Annotated in this window: 21 protein-coding genes; 13 read left to right on the top strand and 8 right to left on the bottom strand. The window is 67.8% G+C overall.

Features of this window, described 5'->3' with window-relative positions:
• Positions 1 to 21: 21 nt before the first annotated feature.
• On the top strand, positions 22 to 2,196 hold the full coding sequence (locus ACQP1K_RS07825; RefSeq protein ID WP_433500205.1) for an N-6 DNA methylase: 2,175 nt from the start codon (positions 22 to 24) through the stop codon (positions 2,194 to 2,196).
• Positions 2,197 to 2,303: 107 nt separating this feature from the next.
• On the opposite strand, the gene ACQP1K_RS07820 is transcribed toward ACQP1K_RS07825, so the two are convergent.
• The 3 genes from ACQP1K_RS07820 to ACQP1K_RS07810 form a co-directional block, all read right to left on the bottom strand.
• Positions 2,304 to 4,115 carry an IS481 family transposase gene (locus ACQP1K_RS07820; RefSeq protein ID WP_433501478.1) on the bottom strand — a complete coding sequence of 604 codons (1,812 nt, stop codon included), beginning with the start codon at positions 4,113 to 4,115 and terminating at the stop codon, positions 2,304 to 2,306.
• A 271-nt stretch (positions 4,116 to 4,386) separates the two neighbouring features.
• Entirely contained in the window at positions 4,387 to 4,596 is a 210-nt protein-coding gene (locus ACQP1K_RS07815; RefSeq protein WP_433500204.1) for a hypothetical protein, read from the bottom strand.
• A gap of 1,515 nt (positions 4,597 to 6,111) precedes the next feature.
• Positions 6,112 to 6,267, bottom strand: a complete 156-nt coding sequence (locus tag ACQP1K_RS07810; RefSeq protein ID WP_433500203.1) for a hypothetical protein — start codon at positions 6,265 to 6,267, stop codon at positions 6,112 to 6,114.
• 224 nt (positions 6,268 to 6,491) lie between these two features.
• On the opposite strand from ACQP1K_RS07810, the gene ACQP1K_RS07805 reads away from it, so the two are divergent.
• Together ACQP1K_RS07805 and ACQP1K_RS07800 are read left to right on the top strand one after the other, a co-directional pair.
• Complete coding sequence (locus tag ACQP1K_RS07805) at positions 6,492 to 6,956, top strand: cupin domain-containing protein (protein ID WP_433500202.1); 465 nt, start codon at positions 6,492 to 6,494, stop codon at positions 6,954 to 6,956.
• A 130-nt stretch (positions 6,957 to 7,086) separates the two neighbouring features.
• A complete protein-coding gene (locus tag ACQP1K_RS07800; protein WP_433501512.1) occupies positions 7,087 to 8,313 on the top strand; it encodes an IS4 family transposase in 1,227 nt (408 codons plus the stop codon).
• A 680-nt stretch (positions 8,314 to 8,993) separates the two neighbouring features.
• Here the strand turns inward: ACQP1K_RS07800 and ACQP1K_RS07795 are convergent.
• Positions 8,994 to 9,773, bottom strand: coding sequence for an aminotransferase class IV family protein (locus ACQP1K_RS07795; RefSeq protein ID WP_433500201.1), 780 nt, complete (start codon positions 9,771 to 9,773; stop codon positions 8,994 to 8,996).
• Positions 9,774 to 9,912: 139 nt separating this feature from the next.
• Positions 9,913 to 11,115 (bottom strand): hypothetical protein, encoded by a 1,203-nt coding sequence (locus tag ACQP1K_RS07790; RefSeq protein ID WP_433500200.1) that lies wholly within the window; start codon positions 11,113 to 11,115, stop codon positions 9,913 to 9,915.
• Positions 11,116 to 11,324: 209 nt separating this feature from the next.
• Between ACQP1K_RS07790 and ACQP1K_RS07785 the strand changes: the two genes are divergently transcribed.
• Complete coding sequence (locus ACQP1K_RS07785) at positions 11,325 to 11,450, top strand: hypothetical protein (protein WP_433500199.1); 126 nt, start codon at positions 11,325 to 11,327, stop codon at positions 11,448 to 11,450.
• Positions 11,451 to 11,510: 60 nt separating this feature from the next.
• Here ACQP1K_RS07785 and erm read toward each other — a convergent pair whose 3' ends face one another.
• The 3 genes from erm to ACQP1K_RS07770 form a co-directional block, all read right to left on the bottom strand.
• Positions 11,511 to 12,335, bottom strand: coding sequence for an ErmE/ErmH/ErmO/ErmR family 23S rRNA (adenine(2058)-N(6))-methyltransferase (gene erm / locus ACQP1K_RS07780; RefSeq protein ID WP_433500198.1), 825 nt, complete (start codon positions 12,333 to 12,335; stop codon positions 11,511 to 11,513).
• 147 nt (positions 12,336 to 12,482) lie between these two features.
• A complete protein-coding gene (locus tag ACQP1K_RS07775; protein WP_433500197.1) occupies positions 12,483 to 12,791 on the bottom strand; it encodes a hypothetical protein in 309 nt (102 codons plus the stop codon).
• A gap of 235 nt (positions 12,792 to 13,026) precedes the next feature.
• The gene (locus ACQP1K_RS07770; RefSeq protein ID WP_433500196.1) at positions 13,027 to 14,205 is read right to left on the bottom strand and encodes a trypsin-like serine peptidase; all 1,179 of its coding nucleotides are present in this window, start codon (positions 14,203 to 14,205) and stop codon (positions 13,027 to 13,029) included.
• Positions 14,206 to 14,416: 211 nt separating this feature from the next.
• Here ACQP1K_RS07770 and ACQP1K_RS07765 point away from each other — a divergent pair, with 211 nt between their 5' ends.
• The 9 genes from ACQP1K_RS07765 to ACQP1K_RS07725 all read left to right on the top strand — a co-directional run bounded on the left by ACQP1K_RS07765 (position 14,417) and on the right by ACQP1K_RS07725 (position 25,233).
• A complete protein-coding gene (locus tag ACQP1K_RS07765; RefSeq protein ID WP_433500195.1) occupies positions 14,417 to 15,706 on the top strand; it encodes an MFS transporter in 1,290 nt (429 codons plus the stop codon).
• A 167-nt stretch (positions 15,707 to 15,873) separates the two neighbouring features.
• Complete coding sequence (locus ACQP1K_RS07760; protein WP_433500194.1) at positions 15,874 to 16,008, top strand: hypothetical protein; 135 nt, start codon at positions 15,874 to 15,876, stop codon at positions 16,006 to 16,008.
• A 259-nt stretch (positions 16,009 to 16,267) separates the two neighbouring features.
• Positions 16,268 to 17,359, top strand: a complete 1,092-nt coding sequence (locus ACQP1K_RS07755; protein ID WP_433500193.1) for a HesA/MoeB/ThiF family protein — start codon at positions 16,268 to 16,270, stop codon at positions 17,357 to 17,359.
• 282 nt (positions 17,360 to 17,641) lie between these two features.
• On the top strand, positions 17,642 to 18,781 hold the full coding sequence (locus ACQP1K_RS07750; RefSeq protein ID WP_433500192.1) for an SPFH domain-containing protein: 1,140 nt from the start codon (positions 17,642 to 17,644) through the stop codon (positions 18,779 to 18,781).
• 66 nt (positions 18,782 to 18,847) lie between these two features.
• Positions 18,848 to 19,981 carry a hypothetical protein gene (locus tag ACQP1K_RS07745; protein ID WP_433500191.1) on the top strand — a complete coding sequence of 378 codons (1,134 nt, stop codon included), beginning with the start codon at positions 18,848 to 18,850 and terminating at the stop codon, positions 19,979 to 19,981.
• 128 nt (positions 19,982 to 20,109) lie between these two features.
• Positions 20,110 to 20,907, top strand: coding sequence for a hypothetical protein (locus ACQP1K_RS07740; RefSeq protein ID WP_433500190.1), 798 nt, complete (start codon positions 20,110 to 20,112; stop codon positions 20,905 to 20,907).
• Positions 20,908 to 20,920: 13 nt separating this feature from the next.
• The gene (locus ACQP1K_RS07735) at positions 20,921 to 23,359 is read left to right on the top strand and encodes a glycosyl hydrolase family 95 catalytic domain-containing protein (protein ID WP_433500189.1); all 2,439 of its coding nucleotides are present in this window, start codon (positions 20,921 to 20,923) and stop codon (positions 23,357 to 23,359) included.
• Between the two features lie 32 nt (positions 23,360 to 23,391).
• Positions 23,392 to 23,556, top strand: a complete 165-nt coding sequence (locus ACQP1K_RS07730; RefSeq protein WP_433500188.1) for a hypothetical protein — start codon at positions 23,392 to 23,394, stop codon at positions 23,554 to 23,556.
• Between the two features lie 162 nt (positions 23,557 to 23,718).
• Positions 23,719 to 25,233 (top strand): alpha-N-arabinofuranosidase, encoded by a 1,515-nt coding sequence (locus ACQP1K_RS07725; RefSeq protein ID WP_433500187.1) that lies wholly within the window; start codon positions 23,719 to 23,721, stop codon positions 25,231 to 25,233.
• Positions 25,234 to 25,417: the final 184 nt, after the last annotated feature.

Here is a 25,417-nt window from a genome sequence, read left to right as displayed (position 1 = left end):
TCCCGAGTGAAGCACCAAGTCATGACCACAGCCCAGCGGCTAGCGCTTATATTGAAATCAGCGCGCGACACCATGCGGAAAGACAAGGGCCTCAATGGTGAGCTTGATCGCCTACCAATGCTCACCTGGATTCTTTTCCTGAAATTCCTTGATGACACCGAGCGGGTGCTTGAGGAAGAAGCCACTCTAGCCGGAGCGAAGTTCCAACCGGTCATTCAGGCCCCTTACCGCTGGCGAGACTGGGCTGGCCCAGCTTGTAGATTGACCGGCCCGGAGCTCTTGGCATTCATTAATCACGAAGAGGTTATCCTGCCCAATGGAGTCCGTGGGCAGGGTCTTCTGAAATACCTACGGTCCCTTCAATCCCATGGTGGCGCCGGCCGGCGAGATGTAGTTGCCAACGTCTTTCGCGGCGTTGTCAATAGGATGGAGTCCGGCTACCTGCTTCGAGATGTCTTGGACCGGGTAAGCGGCCTACATTTCGATTCTTCGGAAGAGATCTATACACTAAGTCACCTCTACGAATCTATGTTGCGGGAGATGCGCGACGCAGCAGGAGATTCGGGGGAATTCTATACTCCGCGGCCAGTCGTAAAGTTCATGGTCGACGCTCTCGACCCTCAGATTGGTGAGGTCGTTCTTGACCCCGCCTGCGGTACTGGGGGTTTCCTCGTTCAGGCGCTTCAGCATCTCCAAGCGCAGTGTAAGACTGTCGAGGATAGAAGGATCTTGCAGCGGGAGACACTGCGGGGACAAGAGGCAAAGCAGCTTCCTTACATGCTTGCGCAGATGAATCTCCTGCTGCACGGCCTGGAGTTCCCTTCCATCGCCTACGGCAATTCTCTAAGCACAAAGCTGGCAGAAATAGGCGATCGAGACCGAGTCGACATTATTCTTACGAACCCGCCCTTCGGTGGCGAGGAAGAACCCGGCATCAAAAACAACTTTCCTGCCGACATGCAGACGTCGGAGACTGCGCTTCTATTCTTGCAGCTGATCATGCGTCGACTTCGTGTAAGTGGGAGACCTGGACGTGCTGGACGAGCAGCAATTGTCGTGCCCAACACAACCCTATTCTACCCTGGGGTAGCTGCCCGAGTGCGTCGAATGATGGTGGCGGATCATGGTCTACACACAATCGTGAAGCTGCCAAAAGGTGTATTTGAGCCTTACACCGATATCGAGTCGAACATCCTCTTTCTCGACCGTGAAAAAGCAGATGGCCGCATCCTCTACTATCAATTGCTTCCGCCGGAGGGACGTAAGCAGTACACGAAAACGCAACCGCTAAGAAGTGAAGAGCTCGCAGAATGCCTACGGCTCATCCAGAAGCGAGACGACACTTCTCCGGACGCATGGTTTGAGGACTGCGAAGCATTACTAGAGAACGATAGCGTTAGCCTAGATCGATATAACCCAAAGCGGGAGGTTCTATCGGTTCGGCCCACTACAGATCTTCTGATGCTTCTGTCGAACGAAGCGGAGACACTCAAGCGGAGGCAGCTAGAGATTGCCGCTGCGACTGAATCGATCCGCCAGTGCGCGCAGCATGACCGCGTACGGCTTCGTTTCGGCGACGTACTACTTCGACGCAGAGACGTCGTCGAGATCGAAGACGATGAGCTATATAAGCGAATCACCATCCGGGTCAAGGGACGTGGCATCACTCTGAGAGATGAGTGTCTGGGTATCCAGATTGGCACTAAGCGGCAGTTCCGAATAGAAGCGGGACAATTCGCTCTATCGAAGATTGACGCCCGAAATGGAGCGTTCGGCATCGTTCCTGAAGAATGCCACGGCGCCATCATTACCGGGAACTTCTGGACCTATGACGTGGACGATCAGCAACTGCTCCCGGAGTTGCTGCAACATTTCACGCAGTCCCGATTGTTTCAGGCTTTTTGTATAAAGGCGTCTCCTGGAGCAACCAACCGACGCTATCTGCAGGAAGACGCTTTCCTGAATCAGGAAATTACTGTCCCGCGCGATCCTGCTCAGCAACATATGCTCGCAGAGGCGCTTACGACGTTACGGGCGGAGATGGGCCTTCTCGTCAAGACACTAGGAGCCCAGCTAGAGGTACCGTCGGAGCTGCTGCTCTCTTCGCTGGATACCGCGTTTCCCTCCGAGCACACACCCGATGAACTTGATCATCTCCTGCGGCTCGGGAGTGGGGAAAGCGATTCACCTGCATGACGACACCAGGCGGCCACTCGCAGAAGAATGCGGGGCTGCCTTAATACACCTGTCTAGTCCCACGACATGATTGACAGTTCTGTCCCACCACATGCTTGACGGGCACTCTAGGAAACATGACCGGCCTTGCGGGGCCGGGCCGCTTTGATACTGCGGACGGGCTGGGTCGTGGTGCGGCGGACCACGCGGGTGTCGTCGGGCAGTTCAATGGTCAGTGTGGTGTCGCTGACGTGCACGGTCACGATCGCGCGGGCGTGGATGCGGCCGAGGGCGACCTTCTGCCCGGCGACCATGATGACCCCGCTGTTGCTGGCGACCCGCTGCACGGTGACCGGCTCGACCGACGGGCGGGGTGGCGGCCCGGCCGGGCGGGCATCCCGCAAGTGGCGTAGCCGCTCCCAGCTGATCGGGTTGTGCCGGGTGCGCAGCAACTCCCGGGTTTCGGGGTCGAAGAACATCAGGGTGTGCTCCTCGATCCGGACGGTGACGCGACGGCCGTTAAGGATCTCGGCCGCGAGCACGACGCGCCCGGCCAGGCTGACCGTGCCCGATCGGCTGACGGTCCGGTCGACCTCCACCGCGGTACCCGGCTCGGCCGACGGCAGCGGCGCCGGCCCCGCCGCACGTCCCCCGTTGGCGGCGAGTTTGGCCAGGTCCGCGTTGGACAGGTGGGAGCGGAAGCTCTTCAGCCGGACCCCGGCGACCAGGAGGTGGATGACGTCGGTGTCGGCCCAGAACGTCACGGTCACCCCGGCCCGGTCCGGGCCGAGCCAGAACTGACGGCCCGCCACGAACATGTCCCCGCTGGCGGACACGACGCGGTCGAACTCCACCGGCCCGCCCGACCACGCCCGGGCCGCCACCTCGTCAGCTAGCGCGTCGGCCCCTGGCCCGTCCTCGGAGCGGGCCGGCGTGTCGAGATCCGACGCCGGTGCGGGCTGCGGCTGGGCGATAACCTGCCCGTTAACCGCTTTCAGGGCTCCCGGCAGCCGCAGCGGCAGCAACTCCTCCCGCGGGTCGGTCTTGGGCGTGAATCGCTCGGCCGGGCAGGCCATCCCCATCGCCTGGTGCGGTCGGCGGGTGTTGTACTCGGCGACCCAGGCGTCCAGTGCGGCCTGCGCCGATCCCAGGTCGGCGAACGGCACCGCATCGTCCAGCAACTCGCGGCGCAGCGTCTGGTGGAAGCGCTCCACCTTCCCGGTCGTGGTCGGCGAGCGGGGCTGGGTCAGCCGGTGGGTGATGCCGTTGTCCCGGCAGATCCGGTCGAACAGCACCTCCCCGCCCTTGCCGAACCGGTCGGTGAACTGCTTGCCATTGTCCGTGAGCACCTCATTGGGCACGCCGAAGGTCTGTAGCGCGTGGGCGAAGGCCAGGCATACCGCCCGCCCGGTGGGACGGGCCACTACAGCGGCGATCACGCAGTAGCGGGAATGGTCGTCGATCCCGGTGACGATTTTCGCCTCGGTGCCGTCGGCCAGGAACACCCCGCCGACGATGTCCATCTGCCACAAGTCCATCGGTGCCGGCCGTTCCCACCGCAGGTAGTCCTCCCGGCGTCTGCGCCGCTGCCGCGGGGTGATCAGGCCATGCCGCACCAGCGCCCGATACACCCCCATCCGGGACGGGACCGGCCGCACCCCGAGGCGTTCGGCCTCGTGCACCAAGCGGACCGGGCCCCATCGGGGGTGCTCGCGCCGCAGCTCACACACCACCGCCTCCACCTCCGGCGATAACTGCGACGGCGAGGACATCGGACGGCGGGAACGGTCGGCCAGCCCCGCCAGCCCCGATTCCCGATACCGGCGCAGCCAGGAATGCACCGTCTGCCGCGATACTCCGAATTGCGCGGCGGTCTCCGTCACACTCGCACCGGCGAGCACCGCCAGAACCGCCCGATAACGCTGCTCGACAACCGACAAATCGACCAGGGCCAATCCCGGCCTCCTGACGTGCGCCACCCGCAAACGACGCACGAAAGATCGGCCGACAACGGCACCTGTCAAACATGTCCTGGGACTGATGTGTCAAGCATGTCGCGGGACAGGACACTGCCTTAATACACCCAGCTGCCGAATTGAGCCTGTAGGGGATCAAGGCGGCGAGGCGCCGCAACGCGGCGCCTCGCCCGCCCGCCGTCCGGGCATGCGGCCTGGAGGCCGGTCCCGGACGGCGGCTGTTCGGGCCGCTGAACTACGGCCTGTTGCCCCGTGCCAGCCTCACAACTGCGTCGAGAACAAGCTCCAGCACCTTCACGACGGTGTTGAGCGCCAGTTCCAGTGCTTTCATGGCGGCCTTCCGGCTGTGCTCCTCCTTCGCGGAGACAGCCGCCCGCATCAAGAGGGGGATGGGGAGGAGGATAGGAGCCAAGATGCCAGCAAGCACCCACATGGCAGTGGACATAATTCTTCGTCTCCGGTACGGAACGAATGTCGCTCCACCCGAGTGCGCTTGGCATCCCTGTAGCCAGCGCGTGTCCGAAATGCCACACGTACGTGCGGCGTGCCATGTGGTAGCGGCTCTTCGAGCGTAGCAGTCCGCGGCGTCGGGATATGAATGCCTCCGGCGGGGGCCTCGGCTCCGGGGTGAGCCCGAGCGTGAGCCGCAGGCCGTAGCTGGCTGAGGTGGAAGCCTGATCGTCCCGCCTGCCGCGACCCAGGCAGAGCCCAGCAGACCGTCTCCTACGGCTCAAGCCCGTCTGTGACCGTTGGCATCCAATGATCGAGGAACGGCGGCCGGCTAGCTAGGGTACACACGAAGACGGGCTTGCCCCTCCGTCGCCGGCCCGCTGCCGCTTCGCGGTGGGTCGAGGCATACGGGGCGTTCAGGCGGGCGAGGCGTGCGCGGGCGCGCATTCCAAGATCCGGAACATGCTCGGAATGATCTTCCCTTTGACAGCGAAACCCGAGGGATCACGCGCAGGTCAGCGCTACATCGGGCCGAGAAACAGCGATCCACTTCTAATCCGACGGTCGCAGGTTCGAATCCTGCAGGGCGCGCTCTTCCCATCAGCCCAAACCCCGGCTGATCTGGGCTTTCTTCGATCGCCCCGTGACCGCCCGCGCAGCCGTACGCCACCGAGAGCCCCCGTTTGTCGCCAGTCACGGGATATACGCGGGATGACGTTGGTCGAGTTTCCGCAGGTCGCCGCGGGGTTTCCGCCACCTCTGAGGGATGAGACCCGCCCCGAGGAACGAGCCGAGTACGCCGAAGGGTCCCGCCTGAGCCGGGGCCCCTGACCGTGTCGTTGTCCTACTCCGTGTCAACTTGCGCCTTGATCCAGCCCCACCCGTCGTCCCATGAGCTGAACACTTGCAGGTGCTGACCATTACGCGCGTCGAAGACCTGGTACTGGAACCTCCCGTTGCTCCCCGTTCGGATGAGGTCGTACGCCTCATCGTTTGAGCGGTACCAGACGCACTCACCATCGAGGGGACGCGAGGGAGAGACGTAGGCGTACTGGTGAGTGATCGACATGCGCGGGATCGTACGCGCGAGACCGATCAAGAACAATCCCCTCCGCTCCTGATGCCGTCAGGGCAGCCGTGATCCGCTGGTCGGCCGACTTCGCGCTGACCGTCGATGGTCTTCGAATAGACCCAGAGCATGATGTCGGCACCGTGCCCGGCCCGTTCTGCCGACGTCGGTGATGCTGACGACGGCGTTGAAGGAGCCGGTTTCGAAGGGCAGGGGGTGGGCCTCGGCGTTGACCGCCGTCACCTGATGGGTGACTCCGGCGGATCATGAACCGCCTTCGCCGAACTCGCGGGCGTCAGCCCCGTCCCCCGCTTCCTCCGGCACCGCGACCCGGCACCGCCTCAAACCGCGACGGCCATCGCCGGCTGAACGCCACGCTCTATCGCGTAGTCATCGTCCGCATGCGCTTCCACCAGCCCACGGCACACCTTCCACGCCAGGTCAGAAGCCGAACCGGCCGTCTTCCGCCATATCGAAGGGTTCGACGATCCACGACGTCGCCACTCCGCCGACGGCTACTTCAGTCCCGCCGAATATGAACGCCGGCACGCGCTCAAGAACGCCCGAGATCTCGACGATGCTGCCGCGTAGCCGCACGCCCTGATGTGTCCACCGGACCGGGCAACTCATGCAGAGCCCTACATTGGCCTCTGACCTGGTGTATTGGGGGGCGTCGTGAGTACGGCCGAAGCCCGCTGCGCTACCGCCACACCCCGCGGCTTGTAGTTTAGATTTCAACTTGTTAATGTCGGGATAGCTAGTTGATCAAACGGCCAGGCCGCTTTCAACCAGCTGACGTACCCACGACGAAAGGTTTTCAGATGAGCATCGCTCTCGTGCGGAACCCCGGCGACGGTCCGGCCTTCCGCTACTACAACACCGGGGTCGAGCAGGTCGTGTCGACCGACGAGACGAATGGAGCGGTCACCGTCTCACGTCTCAAGATGCCGCGCTCCGACGCGCCACCCCTGCATACCCACAGTCGCGAGGATGAGAGCTGGGTGATCCTCTCCGGACGCGTCCGGTTCTGGGTCGGGTCGACGTCGCTCGCCGAATGCGACGTGTACGACGCCGAAGCCGGCGCCTTCATCTACGGGCCCCGTTTAGTGCCCCACACGCTCCAGCCGATCACGGAGACCGCGGAGATCCTTCAAATCAACAGCCCCGGAGCCGTCGAGGGCTACTTCAAGGCGATCGGCCCCGGTGAAGCGCGCGCCGACGAAGAGCACATCGACCTCCTGGCTCACTACGGAGTGGTGCTCCTCGACAATCCGCCTGCTGTCTAATAGAGCGGTCATTCGACTCGCTCCGTGCGGCAGGCCCGGTTGCGATATGCCGAATTTCTTGAGCCGGGAGTCGTCCTCGAACCCAATGCCGTTTAGATAGCGATCTTGCTGGTACCTTCGCCTGGTGATCATGTCGGGCAATGCGGGCAGTTCGAGGCGATTGACGGATCTGGTGGCGATCGGCGCGTTGACATCGCTGATCCCCCGGCAGGTACTGGATGCGGTCATCGCTGCGCACGGATGCCGGGAACAACGTGTTCGTAAGCTTCCCTCGCACGTGGTCGTCTACCTGCTTATCGCGCTGTGCCTGTACCCCGACGATGACTATGAGGAGGTCGCTGAGAAGCTGACGGGCATGCTGGCCTTGATCCCGGAGGCGCGCTGGGAGGCGCCAACACGGGGGGCGGTCACGCAAGCCCGGCAGCGCCTGGGATTCGAGGCTGTGCGAGAAGTGTTCCAGCAGGTCGCCCGGCCCGCGGCGACCGCGTCGACGTCGGGCGCATGGTTGAACCGCTGGCGGGTGATGGCGATTGACGGGTTCGTCGTGGACCTGCCCGATACCGAGGCGAATGTCGCCGAGTTCGGCCGCGTCAGCGCGGGCGGCTACGAGACCGCCTTCCCGCAGGCCCGGGTGGTCGCCATCAGCGAGTGTGCCAGCCACGCCATGGTGGCTGCTGACGTGGCGGGCTGCTGGGCCGGCGAGCAGACCCTCGCGTTCTCCCTGTACGAACAGTTGAACGAGGAGATGCTGCTCACCGCCGACCGCGGCTTCTACAGTTTCTCCGCCTGGAACCAGGCACGTCACAGCGGCGCTCACCTGCTATGGCGCATCCAGGCCGGGCTACGCCCGTACCGGCTGCGTGACCTGGACGACGGGTCCTGGCTCGCCGTCATCACCAAGCCCACCGGCCTGCGCCGATCGCAGAAGGATCGGCTCCGTGAGGCTGCCCGCCAGGGCCGAGACCTCGATCCCGACGACGCGGTCATCGTACGCGTGGTCGACTACACGGTGCCCGACCGCAAGGGTGAACACATCCGGCTGATCACCAGCATCCTCGACCCTGCCGAGGCCGCCGGCGAGGACCTGGCCCGTTGCTACCACGACCGCTGGGAGGTGGAAACCAGCATTGATCAGCTGAAGACTCACCTGCGCGGGCCGGGCCGTATCCTGCGCTCGCGCACTCCGGAATTGGTCTACCAGGAGATCTGGGCCTACCTGCTGACCCATTGGGCGTTATCCACGCTGATCTGCACCGCCGCCACGGCGGCTGAGATCGACCCCGACCGGATCAAGTTCCTGGGCACCGTCCGCATCGTGCGCCGCTCGGTCACTGACCGCGCGGCCTTTTCCCCCTGAGCCATCCGACGCCTCCTGGACCCGAATCCTCCACCAAGTCGCGCACCGCCGGAACTTGAACCCTCGCCGCCGCCACCGTTCCTACCCGCGAGCCGTCAAACGCTCTCGCAGGAGCAGCTACCGTGAGCGGCGCCCCTCCGACAAGGGCATCCGGTACGCGGGTCCACCGACCGTCACGCTCTTGCCCACACCCTCAGCCGCCCAGCGATAGCCATGATCAATTGCTATCTAAACGGCATTGGCGCCCGTCCCAGGGCTGCGCCCATCTCACCAGGCGAGAGGCGAAGCGGGCCGCCAGATCGCGATAATAGGGGTGCAGCCCGCGCACGTCGGACAGAATGATCATCTGGCCGCGTGGCGGACCGGCAGGCAGGGCCACGTGCGCGGCGAGCCTGCTGCCGTCGTCGGTGGTGAGGCTTACGGGTCCGTCTTCCGCGACCGCGCCAGGCTCAGGGGGACCAGGTGGCCGACTGTCGTTAGTGTGACACATGGCCCCACTCTGCAACATACGCCACAACGACGTCCACTCGACCGGAGACGCGCACTCTCTGTCAGACTCCCGTAAACCTGGGGACGAAGTAGCCTTCGGAGGCTCGACCAGAGCGAGGATGGGATCTTTCGGATAGCAACCGTGACCGTTACAGGACCGTACGATCTGCAATAAAACGGACCTTCAGCCATTAAATATCTTCCAGGGGAATTCCCTCGTACTCACTGCGGAGGATCTCGAAGACGGGGTGGTCACCCGGCAGTTCGACATCGTCGATCACGGTGATCGGGCGGACCCCGATGGCCGAGTTCGTCGCGAACGCGGCACGCATGCCGGAGACATCGGCCCGATCGACCGAAGCGGTGATCATGCCCTCGTGCACCTGCCGGAGCAGCCGCATGGTCACGCCGGGGAGGCTGTCACCCGCCGGCCAGACGATCCGTTCACCGTCGTGGAAACCGATGTTCCACGTCGCGCCCTCGGTGACGCGCGAGGCGGCGTCCACGAACAGCGCGTCGTCGAACCCGGCCCGCTGAGCCTGGCGGCGGACGTGTAGCGCGCCGAACAGGCCCACGTGCTTCACCTGCGGTGAATCCCTCTGGTAGGCGACGGTCCGCACCCGCATCGGCGCGGGCGGCACGGCGCCCGCCGGCCTGGTGGTGACGAGGACGTGCGGATGGGCGTCCGCGCCCGGACGACCGAGTCCGAGGTCGGGGTCGAAGACCGTGACGCGGACCACGACCGCGTCTCCCGCGTCACGCAACGCGTGACGGACGTGATCGCGGATCCGTACGGGATCCAGCTCGGCGGCGAAGACGAGCCGGCAGTCGCGGACGAGGCGATCCAGGTGATGCGACAGGCCACGGACGCGCCCGTCGCGCACGAGCATCGTGGTGAAATGACCGTAGTTGATCAATCCCAGGGCCTGGAGCGCGGCAAGGGGCACGGGTCTCCCGTTGAGTTCTGCCATGGGTCGTCTCTAACACGGGTGGAGGTCTCCGCCGCGGCGGGGACCCCTCCGGTACCTCGCCGAGGCGCGGCGTCTCCGGCCGCCGGGCTCACCGGCCCGTACGGCACACGCGACGGCTCGCCCCGACCGGCGGTGCCCGTCAGCGGAAGATGCCCGTGTGGCCGAGGGAGTAGCGGCCCGGCTGCGGATACACGCACAATCCGTGCGGTCCGGCCCCGACGGGGATGGTGCGGATGACTTCGCCCTTCCTGGTGTCGAAGACGTAGACGACGCCGTGGTAGCGGCCGCTGAGCCACAGCTTCGTACCGTCCGCCGACACCCCGCCCATGTCCGGCGAACCACCGCCGGGAATTCGCCAGACGTCCACGACCTTCCGCTTCGCGAACGACACGACGGACACCGATCCCCCGCCCCGGTTCGACACGTAAAGGTGGCGCGAATCGCGGCTGACGTACAGGCCGTGCGCCCCCCGGCCCGTGGGCAGGAAGCGGATGACCCGGTACGTCTCCGCGTTCACGAGCCACACCCCGTGCCTGGCCATGTCGGCGACGTAGAAGACGGTGCCGTCGGGCGACAGCTTCACGTCCTGCGGCATGCTCCCGTCGCCCAGATGCATGCGGCGCATCACCCTGGGCGCACGCCAGTCGAGCACGACCAGGTCACCGCTGAACTCGCAACTCGCGAGGAAGACCGAGCCGTCGACGGTGAAGTCGCCGTGGTTGATGCCCCGGCAGGGCACCGACAGCGAGCGCAGCAGCCGCATGTCGCGCGGATCACGCAGGTCGAGCTGGTTGTTCCGCTCCGCCATGACCAGCGCGTACTGTCCGTCCGGGGAGAAGTACAGGTTGTAGGGGTCCTCCACGTGCACCGGACGGCCCGGTCTGCCCGTTCTGGGGTCGATGGGGGTCAGGGTGTTGCCCTGGTTGTTGTTCACCCACAACGTCTTGAGGTCCCAGGACGGCACGACGTGCTGGGGCAGCGCCCCGACCCGGAAGTGCCGTACGACCCGGTACGTCTCCGGGTCGATGACGTCGACCGTGCCGCTCTCGCTGTTGGGCACGTACACGAGGGAGCGAAAGCCCTTGACGACGGGGCTGAGCATGCCGGGCCGATCCGCGGCGTAGACGTCGACCGGCCCCCGGTCCTCCGTTTCGTACGGCCCTGCGGCCCCGGGCAACGGCGAGGACGCCGCCGCCGGTGCGGCGGACGTCGGCGGGGCACTCGTGACCCGCGACAGCGCGGCCCGCGGCACGGGCTGCTCCGCCGAACAGCCGGCGAGGACGCATCCCGCCAGGATCACGAGCATTACGGTCACGGCACCGGCCCCACGCGCTCGTCTCATGCCTGCCCCTTCATCATGGCGGGCCACATCGGCCGCTCCCGATCACGACGACCGGCCGCGAGTGCGCGAGAACGCCCCGGCACGGCAGGTCTGCGAGATGCTAAAGCGCGCGGAACGCGACCCGGAGGCGGCTTTACCGTCCCCGGGCATTATCGAAACGAGAACCGGCGACAGCCGTTGATCAGCCTGAACACGGCCGAGGAGAGCCTGTGCTCATCGTCGTACCGCTGCTCGGCCGGTTCACCGCTCTCGAGGTGCCGATGGACGGGACCGGCCAGGACGGCGCCCACGCCGCACGATCGAGCCCGCCACCGACGACCTCGGGTCTCCGGTGACCGCCGGTCCCGCCGCCGGTCCCGCCGCGGCGCCGGGGGCAGGCCGCCCCCGGCGCCGGCTCAGCGTTGTTCTCCGCGATGCAGCGAGGTGAAGAGCGAGATCCACTGATCGGGATGGACGAAGGCCACCACCACGTCACGGGCGACGCGGGCCCGGTCGAAGGCCTCCCCCGCTTCGCCGTACCGTCGGCTGAGCGAGGCGTACAGCGAGCCGCCGACGCCGGAGAAGCCCAGCTCCACCAGTTCCTCCCATGCGGCGGCATCGCCGACGAGTGGTGTGGATCTGCGCTCGATCCGCAGGATCGCCGAGTCGACGGAAGGGACGGGCCGGAAGCTCTCCCGGTCGATCCGGCCGAGAATCTCCCAGCGGAACCACGGCCAGCTCTTCACCGTCACCAGGCTCCACCTGCCGAAGTCGCCGCTGCGTTTGCGCGCGTACTCCAGCTGGGTCACCAGGGTGGCCGAGGTGAGCCGCTGCGCGTTCAGACACCAGTCGACGATCTTCGAGGTGATCGAGTACGGAATGCTGCCCACGACAGCGAACGGCCTGTCCGGCGGCCGCGCCCTGGTGAAGTCGCCTTTCACGATCTTCAGATCGGTCCTGGCCCTGAGTCCGGCCACCAGGAGCGGGTCGATCTCGTAGCCGACGACCTCGGCCCCCGCCCTGGCCAGCGCCATCGTGAGCACTCCCGCACCGGCGCCCGGCTCGATCACGAGACCGGCCGGACGGGCCGCCTCGACCAGTGTCTCCACCGCATGCCGGTCGACCAGGAAGTTCTGGGAGAGCTCGCGCCGCGCCCGATCTCTGGGCGTGCGGCCGCCGGCGCCTTTCCTGACCTTCCGCTGGGTGTGCGAATAGTTTCCGTGCGCGAAATTCTGCGCCACAGCAAAAGCCCTTTCGGGTCCTCGAGATGAATGGGATCTCGATGGGCCCTGGGCTCGCGTCCTGCGAAGCTAGCGAGCCAGAGCCCGGCTGCTGCGCAGACGAATGAAGTAGATGCAGTGCATGCGCTCAGGCTACGGGTGATCCGCTCAGACCGCGATTTCTTTTCTCCGGGCGCTCGTCGCGCCGCCGGTCTCGTTCGTGGCTCGGTGGGTGTGATGAGCCCGCTTCCGGCCGGCCGCCGCCCGCTCCGCACCGGGCCGGGGCGGCAGCCTCCGGCGGAGTTCCTGCGCTGTCGGCGCCTGGAGCAGGGTGTGGCGTCCGCGTACGGCCGTCCACCTGTCGTCGGCGATGATCAGGAAGCCCCAGCCGGGGTAGTCCTGCCGGAGCCGTCGCAGCTCCTCGATACTCGTCTCTTCTGCGTCGCCGGTCGGCGGGCGCCGGGTTCGTTCGGTCATGAGGCCGTCCGTACGGTCGTGGAACGTTCGGGTCGAGCCCACATGCCCGAGAACCGGGCCTCCATGCACATCGGAGTCGCACGGTGACCGTGCGACCGACTCCGATGTGCCACCGGACGAGGAGATCATCGGCTGGGCCCGGCACGAGCCCGGCGGCGTGTGGGTCGCCGCCGGACGCGACCGGGCCCATGGCCGGACCGGGCCCCGCCCCCGGGGGCCGTGTCCGGGCGCCCGATCAGGCGATGCTGCCCGACCAGACGTTGGCGGCCGACTTGTAGACGCCGTAGGTCTCCCCGTCGAAGTATGGCGAGACGCTGGTGTCGATGCGGTTGTTGCCGTCGGTGTCGGCGACACCGCTGGTCACCCCGTTGAGGTAGCCGATCCGCTTGGCGCTCTTGTAGTTGAGCAGCCACGCCGAGCCCGAGGAGCCCTCGCCGGTGAAGGAGGACTTGACCCCGATGAGCTCCTCGGCCTTCACCGCGGGGGCCTTGGCGCCGAAGGTCTTGCCGTAGCTCCACTTGAGGGTCTGGCCGGAGTAGGCGTGGTTGCCGTCCGGGTGGGAGCCGCTCGGGTAACCGAAGACGAACACCTTCTTGCCGAGCTTCTGGTTGTAGGCCAGGCCCTGGCCGCCGACGTTGTCGCCGAGGCGGCCGACGTCGGTGAACTTGACGATGTAGTACTTACCGTGCCTGATCCTGCGGATGGCCGGGTCGTACTTCTTGTAGGTCGCCTTGTCGACCTGCTTCCAGTCCCACTCGGCCTTGTTCAGCCAGGCGCCGGAGCCGGCCTTCAGGCCGTTGTAGACGGTGACGAACGCGTAGTCGCGGTCGCCGTCCTCGTAGACGTCGAAGTCGTAGTGGGTGAAGGCCTGCTTGCCAACGTAGATGCCCCACGGCGCCTTGCCCTGGTAGTAGCCGGGGATGAACACCCAGCGGGACAGGGTCGCCTTGTTGCTCTTGGTGTCGTACACACAGTGCCCGGCCGTGGCGACCAGGTTGCGGTACTTCGCCTGGAGCGAGGTGGCCGAGCACCAGTGCGGCTTGCCGTCGGCGCCGCGGAAGAACACCTTTCCGGTGGTCCGGGGCAGGTTGACGTTCTTCGACGTGCCGCCCGACTTCTTCTCGTCGCCGATGGCCGGCACGGTGCCGGGCTTGCTGTCGGCGGACGGCCCGCCCTTGGACACGTGCTTGGCGACGACCAGCGTCTCGTACGGCGAGGCCTTGATGAGGTTGGCCGCCTTCTCGTTCATCCAGTAGGCGATGACGTTCTTGGCGGCGATCCCGCTGGTGGCCAGCGGGTCGGAGGCCACGTCGCCGGCGGCCTGCGCGGGGGCGGCGGCGAGCATGCCGCCGACGAGACCCACCGCGGTCAGACCGCCGACCGGGATGGCCAGGCGCTTGACTCGGGACTTCATGGGAACTCCTTCAACCGGAGAGGGTGTGCGCCGTGAAGGTATGCCGCCCCGCTTGCAGCATGCTTACAGGCCGCCTACCAGGTCATGAAACCGAAACGAGGAAGCCGAAAAGAGGAAACCGGGACGTGGAAATGCACGGGTGAGATACGCTGCGCGACATCTGAAACACTTTCCCTTGCGCTTCGCAACCACGCGGGGTTGATTTCGTAACATGCGCACTCGTTGGAGGAGGATCATTCGTCCGGTTTGTCCCGCAGATGGTTCCCTGGCGCGAAATCGCGAGTTCCGGCTGCTATGGCTTAGCTTCACTATGTCGGTGGCCGCCGACCAGATCTTTCCGGTCACGGTGACCATCGCGGCGCTCAACGCCGGCGGCGACGCCTCGACCGTCGGCGCGATCTTCACCGGCCGGTGGATCGCGTTGATCGTTTTCGCGCTGATCGGCGGGCTGTGGGCGGACCGGCTGCCGCGCCGGACGGTGATGATCGCTTCTCTGGCCTTCCAGTGCTGCGTGGTCGCGGTCGGGCTGTGCGGCAGCGCACCCGCGTGGCTGCTGGCGTTCCTGGTCTTCCTGGTCGGCACGGCGGAGGCGTTCCACCGGCCCGCCTACCAGGCGTGCCTGTCGTCCGTGCTCACCCCCGCCCAACGGTCGGCGGGAGCGGCGCTGGGCGCGGTCTCCTGGCGGCTCGGCGCCATCGCCGGTCCCGGCATCGGCGCGTACGTGGTGACCGTCTGGTCACCGCGGATCGGGTTCCTCGCCGTACTGACGGCCTATGTGCTCGGTCTCGTCCTGCTCCTGCCGCTGCGCGAACCCGCCGTCACGCCCGCACCCCGGACGTCGGCCGTCCGGGAGATCGCCGACGGCCTGTCCGAGGTCTCGCGGCGGCCGTGGGTGGCGGGGGGCATCGTCGCCGTCGCGCTTCAGCAGATGCTCACGGTCGCGCCGGCGCTGGTCCTGCTCCCCCTCGTCTCCCGCGACGTCTTCGGCGGCGACGCCGTGTACGGCACCGCCCTCGCCGTGCTCTCGGTCGGCGGCCTGGCCGGCGGGGTGATCAGCATGCGGTGGAAGCCCGCGCTGCCCGGCCTGGCCGCCGTGGTCGGAATCGCATTGTACGGCGCCGTGCCGCTCGCGCTCATCTGGCCGGTGTCGCCGGGGTTCGTGTACGCGTGCTACGTCGTCGCCGGGCTGGGACTGGAGATCTTCGCCGTGCAGTGGGTGGTGAACCTCCAGCGGGAGATCCCGCCGGACCGTCTCGCCCGCGTCACCTCCGTCGACTGGCTGGCCTCCTCGATCATGACTCCCCTCGGCCTCTCGCTGACCGGTCCGGTCACCGAGGCGATCGGACGCTCTCCGCTGCTGGTGGCCAGCATGATCGCCGGGTTCGCCGTGCCGCTCGCCACCCTCTCTCTCCGCGGCATGCCGCGCTTTCACAGCGACCTCGGCCGGTTCGGCGGAGACCGCGCGCGGGAGGCCGCACCCGCTTCGCTCAGGGCGCGGTGACGATTAGGGAGTTGCGGATCGGCCGGAATTCATCCCGGGTCTCAAGATGGAAAAGATCTTTCGCTTTCGTCCCAAGTCGATCTATGCTTACAGGCAATCAGAATCGCCGTCAATAGAGCCAGAAAGTCAGCAAGGCAGCCGAGCGTGTCGACGGGAAGAGGCAACTCGTGAGCGATCTCAGAGACTTCGACGAGAACTGGGCCGAGGCGAAGCTCGGCATCGACGAGACCATCAAGATCGAGATTCGCAGACTGGACCGGTTCGAGACCACCCTCCACCTCAGCAACTCCAGCGGTAACTGAGGCCGATCAGCGCGAACGGAGCTGTGGTCGGCTGCCTCTCCCGTCGTCTCGGCCGCGGCTCCGTACCTCGTCGCGCGTCTTTCCGTTCGCCATGTCACGCTGTTCGCCATGTCACGCTGTTCGCCATGTCACGCCGTCCGCCCGCCTCGTCTTTCCGCGGCACACGGTTCTGGTGCGAAGTCCCGCCGTGGGAGAAAGCGGCGCCGGCCCGCCGAGGCCGGCCCATGCCTGTACGGAGGCCGGATTGCGGTTGCCGAGGGTGAAGCCCGAGCATGCGCCCTACCGTCTGGACGGGGGCCGCATCCGCATCGGCGGCGAAATCTACGGGCTGGCCCATGAGATCGAAGATCCGTACGGCTGGGTGTGGACGGCTCTCCAGGCGATGAACGGCACGCGGACGTGCGCCGACGTCGCCGCGTCGCTGCTGTCGCGTTATCCGGAGCTGAGGCGCCGCGACGCGGACTCGATAGTCGCCCAGCTCCTCGGCTCCGGCCACATCGAGGACGTGGCCGCCGACGCCCCCGGGCTCAGCCCGCGCGAGGTCGACCGCTACAGCCGCGGCCACGACTTCTTCCGCTGGGCGGACGTCACCCCGCGCGAGCACGGCTGGGACGCTCAGCTCAGGCTGCGGGCCGCGCGCGTCCTGGTGATCGGCGTCGGCGGCGCCGGCACGTCCGCGGCGCAGGCACTGGCCGCGTCCGGGGTGGGACTTCTGCACCTGGTGGACGACGACCGGGTCGAGCTCTCCAATCTCAACCGGCAGCTCGTCTACACCGAGGCCGACATCGGCCGCGCCAAGGTGAGCGCCGCCGCCGAACGGCTGAGAACGCTGAACTCCGACATCGAGATCTCCGGCGAGGACTTCCGCGTTCGGAGCGAGCGCGATCTGGCGGGGCTGCTGCCGGGGTTCGACGTGGTCGCCCTGTGCGCGGACGAGCCCAGAGGAGACGACGGCATCAGGGTGTGGGCGAGCCGGGCCTGTTTCGCCGCCGGGATTCCGTGGGTGGGCGGCGGCTACGCCGGCCCGCTCGTGACCACGGGTGTCTTCGTACCCGGGCGCGGAGCCTGCTACGAGTGCATGCAGCGGATCGAGGAACGCAGACGGGGACGTCCGGGGGGCCGGGGCCCGGGGAACCCGGCTCGTCCCGTCGACCTCGGCGGTCCCGGGGCGATCGCCACGTCGGCGGGGATGTGCGGCCACCTGATCGCCCACGGCGTCATCCGGCTGATCACCGAGGTCCCGCCGGTCACCGCCGGCTTCCTCCACGGTGTCAATCTCATCGCCCCGGAGCAGGCCGTGTTCGCCGAGTTCCCCGAGGGCGAGGCCGGGTGCGCGATGTGCGGGCCGTGACAGGCGGCGGCGCACGCCGCACACGACAATGCGCGATGACACGCACGACGGGCGCCGACGGACGACGCCCAGGGCCGTACGGCCGGACCCGACGCGGAAACCCGAACAAGCGGAAACCCGAACAGGCGGGCAGCCGAACAGGCGGGCAGCCGGCAAAACGATGAGTCGCGTCCGTTCTGTCCGACTTGTTATGGTCGGCGAAGCCGATCGCGGTGAGCGCTCGGCACGACACGCCGGACGGGGCACCCGGCGACGGCAGGACGGCGGGAAAACGTGGGCTTGATGGACCGCATCCGCGGTGAGTTCATCGACATCATCGAGTGGACGGACGACAGCAGGGACACCATTGTCTGGCGCTTTCCGCGATATGAGAACGAAATCAAGATGGGCGCCCGGCTGGTGGTCCGGGAATCGCAGGCGGCCGTCTTCGTCAATGAGGGTCGTATAGCCGACGTCTTCGTCCCCGGGACGTACGTCCTGGAGACGCGGAACCTGCCGCTGCTTTCGACGTTGAAGGGCTGGAAGCACGGCTTCCACTCGCCGTTCAAGGCCGAGGTCTATTTCGTGAACACCCGCCAGTTCACGGATCTGAAATGGGGCACGCAGAATCCGATCATGCTGCGCGACCCCGAGTTCGGCATGGTGCGGCTGCGGGCGTTCGGCGGGTTCGCCGTCCAGATCACCGATCCCGCCGGGCTGCTGCGCGAGCTCGCGGGAACCGACCCGCGGTTCCGCACCGAGGAGGTGCGGGAGCATCTGCGGCAGATGATCGTGTCGCGGCTGGCCAACGCGCTGGCCACGGCGAACATCCCCGTGCTCGACCTGGCGAGCCGGCAGGACGCGCTGGGCGCGCGGCTGGCCGGCCTCCTCACCCACGAGCTGACCCCGGTCGGCGTCTCGGTGCCCGCGTTCTTCATCGAGAACATCTCCCTCCCGCCGGAGGTCGAGGCGGCCGTCGACGCGCGCACCCGCATGGCGATCGCGGGCGATCTCGACCAGTACACCCGGTTCCAGGCCGCGAACGCGATCGGCGAGGCCGCGCGCAACCCCGGTGGTGCCGGCGAGGGCATCGGCCTTGGCGTGGGGATGGCCCTCGGACAGCAACTCGGACAGCAACTCGGACGGCAACTCGGGCGGCGAACGGCCGCCGGGCTCGACCAGGGGCCGCAACCGGCGCCCGGCGCCGGCGGACCGCCGCCGCTCCCGTCCGAGCAGCGGGCCCAGTGGTACGTCGCCGTCGACGGCCGGCAGCAGGGGCCGTACGAGACCGCCGCGCTGCCGGATCTCGCGGGCACGGGCGCGCTGACCCGCGCCACGCTGGTCTGGCGGACGGGCATGCCCGGCTGGCTACCGGCCGAGCAGGTGCCGGAGCTGACCCAGGTGCTGGCCGCCGTCCCGCCGCCGCTGCCCCCGCAGGCGTAGGTCCCGCCTCCCGCGCCGCGACGAGCACCGCGTTCCGCCCCCTTCCGCACCTCCGGAGCACCGACCGTGTCCCATCCGAACCCCGCCGACCCGAACGCCGCAGGCGCGGCGACCGCCCGCTCCTATCCCTGCCGTTCGTGCGGCGCCACCCTCGAGTACGCCCCCGGCACCCGTCGCATGCGCTGCCCGTACTGCAGCCAGGAGCAGCCCATAGCGCCCGCCGGCCGGGAGGTGCGGGAGCACGACTTCGCCATGCTGGCCCGGTTGCCGGTCAAGCCACGTCACCCGGCCGGCGCGGCGCACACGTTCGTCTGCCCGGGCTGCCACGCGCACACGGAGAGCGACACGCTGTCGGAGAAGTGCCAGTTCTGCGGCACCCCGCTGGTCGCCGAGGCGGGTGCAGTCGAGCGCATCGCACCCGAGGCGCTGGTCCCGTTCGGCGTGGACGGAAACGGCGCACGCGCCGCGCTGCGCACGTGGACCTCCTCCCGCTGGTTCGCCCCCTCGAGCCTGAAGAAGGTGACCGAGGCGGAGACCTTCAAGGGGACCTATCTGCCGTACTGGACCTACGACGCGAGCACGGTCTCGGACTATCGGGGCCGGCGGGGCGACCACTACTGGGTGACCGAGACCTACACGGTCACGGAGAACGGCCAGACCAGGACCGCGACCCGCCGGGTGCGCAAGACCCGCTGGTCGTCCGCCTCGGGAAGGGTCTCGCGCGCCTTCGACGACGTCCTCGTCGCCGGGACCGGCCGGGTCCCCGCCCGGCAGCTCGAAAAGCTCACCCCGTGGCCGCTCGCGCAGGTCGTTCCGTACCAGCAGGAGTATCTGGCCGGTTTCCAGACCGTGCGCTACGACATCGAGCCGGAGAGCGGCTTCGAGTCGGCCAAGCTGCAGATGGCCGAGGTCATCGAGGACGACTGCCGCCGCGACATCGGCGGGGACGAGCAGCGGGTGAGCTCCGTCGACACCCACTATTTCGACCTCACCTTCAAACTGGTGCTGCTCCCGGTGTGGTTCCTCACCTACCTGCACGGCGGCAAGACCTGGCAGGTGATGGTGAACGCGCACACCGGCGAGGTCATCGGGAAGCGGCCGCACAGCGCCGCCAAGATCGCCTCCGCCGTGCTGGCGGCCCTGGCCGTCATCGCCGTCGTCGTCTTCCTCGTCCTCAGGGCCGGGGGCGGCGGCCACTGACGACCGGCTGCCGACCCCGCCCGCTGAACGTTTCAGGCCCGGCGATCAATGCGGGGAAAGGTCTATGGGAGCGCTCCCAAATGCCGTAGTTTTACCTCCGTCCGTCATCATCCGATAAGGAGCATGTCGTGCGGAAATGGTTACCCGGGGTCTGCTTGGCCGCCCTGCTGCCGCTCACGGCGACCTCGGTCGCGTACGGCGCGACGCCCTCGGCCCACGGGCCGCAGCGGACCTGCGCGAACACGGCGCTGCTGTTCTGCGAGGACTTCCAGACCCTGCCCGCCGGAGGTGCGAGCAGCCTCAACTGGGGCATCGACACCAAGCACGGCACGCTCACGGTGGAGCACGACAGGCACGGCCAGAAGGTGCTGCACATCCACACCGAGGGCAACGGCCGCGCCTTCCTCAAGGTGGACGACTTCGCCCCGCCGGGCAACGGCTTCTACGGCAGGGTACGGCTGCGTGTGAAGGCGTTTCCCACGGCGCCCGACTGGGCGCACTACACGCTGATCGAGGCCACCGGCACCGGGCCCGAGATCGTCCGGCCGCTCGGCGGTCAGTACGTCCCCACGCTGGGCAAGGACCTGTGGGGCGTCGGCGCCGACGGCGGCCCGACCGGCGACTGGACCGACTGGCGAGAATCCGCCCCCTCCCAGGCGGGGAAGTGGCAGTGCGTCGAATGGCGGATGGACGCCACCGACAACCGGATCTCGGTGTGGTTCGACGGCGTGGCCGAACCCGACCTCACCGTGTCCACCCGTGATCACGGCGGCAACGACGTCGACTTCGTGTTCCCCCGGTTCGACACCGTCAAGCTGGGCTGGCAGCTCTACCAGGGCAACCCCTCCCCCGCCTCCTACGACGTCTGGATGGACGACATCGCGTTGAGCACGCAGCGCGTCGGCTGCGACGGCCGGGCGGGCTGACGGCGGCGTCGGAATGCCGGTCGGGCGAGGACACCGCCGAGGGGTCTCGATCCCGATCGGCTCCGGCGGCCGGACCGCGATCGCGGTCTCCGGCGACCCGCGCGAGCCGAAGGCCGACTCCGACGACCCGCGAAAGGAGCGTCCGAGCATGCCGGAGGACCTGACCCTCTGGTACGGCGAGCCCGCCGCCGACTGGGAGACCGGGGCGCTGCCCATCGGCAACGGGGCGCTCGGCGCGATGGTCTTCGGCGGCGTGCGGCGCGAGCGCCTGCAGTTCAACGAGAAGACGCTGTGGACCGGTGGCCCCGGCTCGACGCAGGGTCACGACCTCGGCGACCAGGCCGGGCCGACACCCGGCGACATCGCCGGGGTTCGGGCGCTGCTCGACCGCGACGGCGGGATGTCGCCCGGGGACGCCGCGGCCAGGCTGGGCCGTCCCAGGGCCGGTTACGGCGCCTACCAGCCGTTCGGCGACCTGTGGCTCGACTTTCCGTACGCCCCGGAGCACCGTCCCGAGGACTACCGGCGCGACCTGCGCCTGCGTGACGCCGTGGCGACCGTCTCCTACACGGCCGGCGGCGTGCGCCACCTGCGGGAGTATCTGGCCTGCCATCCCGGCAACGTGATCGCCGGCAGGCTGTCGGCCGACGCCCCCAGCGGCGTCTCCTTCACGCTGGGCGTCTCCTCCCCGCATCCGGGACACGTCGTGACCGCGGAGGGCGGCCGCCTCATCATGCGCGGCGCGCTGGCCGACAACGGCCTGCGGTACGAGGCCCAGATCGAGGTGATCGCCGAAGGCGGCGCCCGCACCGACAGCGCCGGCCGGATCACGGTGACCGGCGCGGACAGCGCGGTCTTCGTGCTGTCGGCGGGAACCGACTACGCGATGACCCATCCCGTCTACCGGGGCGCCGACCCGCGCGAGAAGGTCACCGCTGCGGTGGACCGGGCCGTGGCCGAGGGTTACGACCGGCTCAGGACGGCACACGTCGCCGACCACCGCGGCCTGTTCGACCGGGTGAGGCTGGACATCGGGCAGCGCGTGCCGGACGTGCCGACCGATCGGCTGCTGGGCTCCTATACCGGAGGAGAATCCGCCGCCGACCGGGCGCTCGAGGCGCTCTTCTTCTCCTACGGCAGATATCTGCTGATCGCGTCCTCCCGGGAGGGGTCGCCGCCGGCCAACCTGCAGGGCGTGTGGAACGACTCCACCACCCCGCCCTGGGCGGGTGACTACCACACGAACATCAACCTGCAGATGAACTACTGGCCGGCCGAGGTCGCCAACCTGCCGGAGACCGCCCGGCCGCTCGACGCGTACATCCTGTCCATGCTGGAGCCGGGACGGCGTGCCGCGCGGGAGACGTTCGGCTCGCGGGGCTGGGTGGTCCACAACGAGACCAACCCGTTCGGCTTCACCGGGGTGCACGACTGGCCGACCGCGTTCTGGTTCCCCGAGGCGGCCGCGTGGCTGACCCGGCATCTCCACGAGCACTACCTGTTCAGCCGGGATCGGGACCACCTGCGCGAGACCGCCTATCCCGTGCTGCGGGAGACCTCCGAATTCTGGCTGGACAACCTGCACGCCGATCCGCGTGACGGCACGCTCGTCGTCTCCCCCTCCTACTCACCCGAGCACGGTGACTTCTCGGCCGGAGCGTCGATGTCCCAGCAGATCGTCTGGGATCTGTTCACGAACACGCTGGAGGCGGCCGAGGCCCTGGACGCCGATCCCGCGTTCCGGGCGGAGCTGAGATCGGCCCTGGAGCGGCTCGACCCGGGGCTGCGCGTCGGGTCGTGGGGCCAGCTCCAGGAGTGGAAGGACGACCTGGACGATCCCGCCGACGACCACCGGCACGTCTCACACCTGTTCGCCCTGCACCCGGGGCGGCAGATCGAGGCGGGCTCGAAGGAGGCGGCCGCGGCCGAGACGTCCCTGCTGGCACGCGGCGACGGCGGCACCGGATGGAGCAAGGCCTGGAAGATCAGCTTCTGGGCCCGGCTGCGGGACGGCGACCACGCCCATCGGCTGCTCGCCGAGCAGCTCACGGCCTCCACCCTGGACAACCTCTTCGACACGCACCCGCCGTTCCAGATCGACGGCAACTTCGGCGCCACGGCGGGCATCGCCGAGATGCTGCTGCAGAGCCACGACGGATGCGTCGACGTGCTCCCCGCGCTGCCCTCGGCGTGGCGGCGCGGCTCGGTCTCCGGGCTGCGCGCCCGGGGGGACGTCACCGTCGACATCACCTGGTCGTACGGCACGGCCCCGGACATCGAGATCAGACTGCGTACGGGGACCGGCGGCCCCCTGGCCATCCGCAGTCCGGTATTCACGGGCGCCTACCGGCTCCTCGACGAGGACGGCCGCGACGTCCCGGCCGAGACGGACGGCGACCGCGTGACCTTCACCGCCGGCCCCGGCCGCATCTATCGGGTGATCTCCGCCTGAGACACCCACCCGCGTTCCGTCTAGCTTCACAGGTGCTTGATCGGATATGCGACGAACTACTGCGGGCGATCGAGGCCCAGGACGCCGACGCCACGCTCGGTGCCGTACAGCGGCTGTGGGAGGCGGCCGAGAGGGGCGACTCGGCCGCCCTGACACCGGACAGGCGGAACGATCACCCGGACGCGCTCCCCCGGTGATCCGGAGTGGGACGTCCCATGAGTGTTAGCGATATCCACCCACGTGTCAACGCCCGGCCCGTCACGTCCGTCAGGCCCCGCCGCCGCGGGCGTCCCCTTGACCTTCGAGGATGAGAACGCTAACAATCAGGCCGTCACGCCCCGAGCCCAAGGAGACGCGCCGTGCTTCAGGCACAGCTCACCATCGACCCCGCCTTCCGGGTGGCCCCCGTACGGCGTCGCACGTTCGGCACGTTCGTCGAGCACCTCGGCCGCTGCGTCTACACCGGCATCTACGAACCCGGTCACCCCACGGCCGACGAGAACGGCTTCCGCGGCGACGTGCTGGCGCTCACCCGGGAGCTCGGCGTCAGCACGGTCAGGTATCCGGGCGGAAACTTCGTCTCGGGATATCGATGGGAGGACGGCATCGGCCCCCGGGCGAACCGGCCGCGCAGGCTCGACCTCGCCTGGCACAGCACCGAGACCAACGAGGTCGGCGTCGACGAGTTCATGCGATGGACCCGGCTGGCCGGGGTCGAGCCGATGATGGCGGTCAACCTGGGCACCCGGGGCGTACAGGAGGCGCTCGACCTGCTGGAATACTGCAACATCCGGTCGGGCACCGCGCTGTCGGATCTGCGGATCGCCAACGGGACGAAGGACCCGCACGACGTCAGGATGTGGTGCCTGGGCAACGAGATGGACGGCCCCTGGCAGATCGGGCACAAGACCGCCCGCGAGTACGGCAGGATCGCCGCCGAGACGGCCCGTGCCATGCGCATGATCGACCCGAATCTGGAGCTGGTGGCCTGCGGCAGCTCCGGCTCGTCGATGCCGACCTTCGGGTCCTGGGAGGCGACCGTCCTGGAGGAGACGTACGACGTCGTCGACCACATCTCCTGCCACGCCTACTACGAGGAGAAGGACGGCGACCTCGGCGGCTTCCTGGCCTGCTCGACCGACATGGAGCACTTCATCGCGTCGGTCGCGGCCACCGCCGACCACGTGGGGGCGCGGCTGCGGTCGCGCAAGCGGATCGGCATCTCCTTCGACGAGTGGAACGTCTGGTATCTCAGCCGCTTCCAGTCGGCCGAGCCGCCCACGGACTGGCCGGTCGCACCGCCGCTGCTGGAGGACCACTACCACCTGGCCGACGCCGTGGCCCTCGGCGGCCTGCTCATCACGCTGCTGCGCAACAGCGACCGGGTGCTGGCCGCCTCTCTCGCCCAGCTCGTCAACGTGATCGCCCCCATCATGACCGAGCCGGGCGGCCGGGTGTGGAAGCAGACGACCTTCCATCCCTTCGCGCAGGCGTCCCGGTACGCCTCCGGCGACGTGCTGCGGGTCGAGCCCGTCTCACCCATGTACGACACGGCCGAGTTCGGCGAGGTCCCCGTGCTGCACGCGGTCGCCACCCATGACGAGGACGACGAGACCACGACGCTGTTCGCGGTGAACCGCTCGACCGAGGAGCCCGTGACGCTCGAGATCGACGCCCGGGCGCTGGGCCGCGATGTCGTGATCACCTCGGCCGACACGCTCACCGACCCGGACGTCTACGCACGCAACACGGCCGACGCCCCCGATCGCGTCGCGCCCCGAGCCAACCCCGATCACCGATCCGACCCGCTCCGCGTCGTACTCCCGCCCGTGTCCTGGAACGTGATCCGCCTCACCCCTCCCCCCCGCCCGTGATCTTGTAGTTGCTCGCACGAATGGCCCGTGAGCTGCCCCGCCTCCCTCCGTGATCTTGCAGAAACTCGCACACACCATGGTTCATCTGCGGCTTCACCGTTCGTGATCTTGCAGTCCTGGAGTGCAAGATCACGAACGGCATTCGCCCAGGTGAACGGTCATGGGTGCAAGTTTCTGCAAGATC

Source organism: Sphaerimonospora sp. CA-214678, assembly GCF_050942215.1.
Classification (GTDB): Bacteria; Actinomycetota; Actinomycetes; order Streptosporangiales; family Streptosporangiaceae; genus Sphaerimonospora.
This window is presented reverse-complemented; position numbering and strand designations above follow the sequence as displayed.

Excerpts from the sequence above, each read along its gene's own strand:
- ACQP1K_RS07790 (WP_433500200.1), bottom strand. The coding sequence starts at position 11,115 with ATGAGACGAGCGCGTGGGGCCGGTGCCGTGACCGTAATGCTCGTGATC.
- ACQP1K_RS07800 (WP_433501512.1), top strand. The coding sequence starts at position 7,087 with ATGTCGGGCAATGCGGGCAGTTCGAGGCGATTGACGGATCTGGTGGCG.
- ACQP1K_RS07825 (WP_433500205.1), top strand. The coding sequence starts at position 22 with ATGACCACAGCCCAGCGGCTAGCGCTTATATTGAAATCAGCGCGCGAC.
- ACQP1K_RS07775 (WP_433500197.1), bottom strand. The coding sequence starts at position 12,791 with ATGACCGAACGAACCCGGCGCCCGCCGACCGGCGACGCAGAAGAGACG.
- ACQP1K_RS07735 (WP_433500189.1), top strand. The coding sequence starts at position 20,921 with ATGCCGGTCGGGCGAGGACACCGCCGAGGGGTCTCGATCCCGATCGGC.
- ACQP1K_RS07770 (WP_433500196.1), bottom strand. The coding sequence starts at position 14,205 with ATGAAGTCCCGAGTCAAGCGCCTGGCCATCCCGGTCGGCGGTCTGACC.
- ACQP1K_RS07815 (WP_433500204.1), bottom strand. The coding sequence starts at position 4,596 with ATGTCCACTGCCATGTGGGTGCTTGCTGGCATCTTGGCTCCTATCCTC.
- ACQP1K_RS07795 (WP_433500201.1), bottom strand. The coding sequence starts at position 9,773 with ATGGCAGAACTCAACGGGAGACCCGTGCCCCTTGCCGCGCTCCAGGCC.
- ACQP1K_RS07765 (WP_433500195.1), top strand. The coding sequence starts at position 14,417 with ATGCGCACTCGTTGGAGGAGGATCATTCGTCCGGTTTGTCCCGCAGAT.
- ACQP1K_RS07805 (WP_433500202.1), top strand. The coding sequence starts at position 6,492 with ATGAGCATCGCTCTCGTGCGGAACCCCGGCGACGGTCCGGCCTTCCGC.
- ACQP1K_RS07750 (WP_433500192.1), top strand. The coding sequence starts at position 17,642 with ATGGACCGCATCCGCGGTGAGTTCATCGACATCATCGAGTGGACGGAC.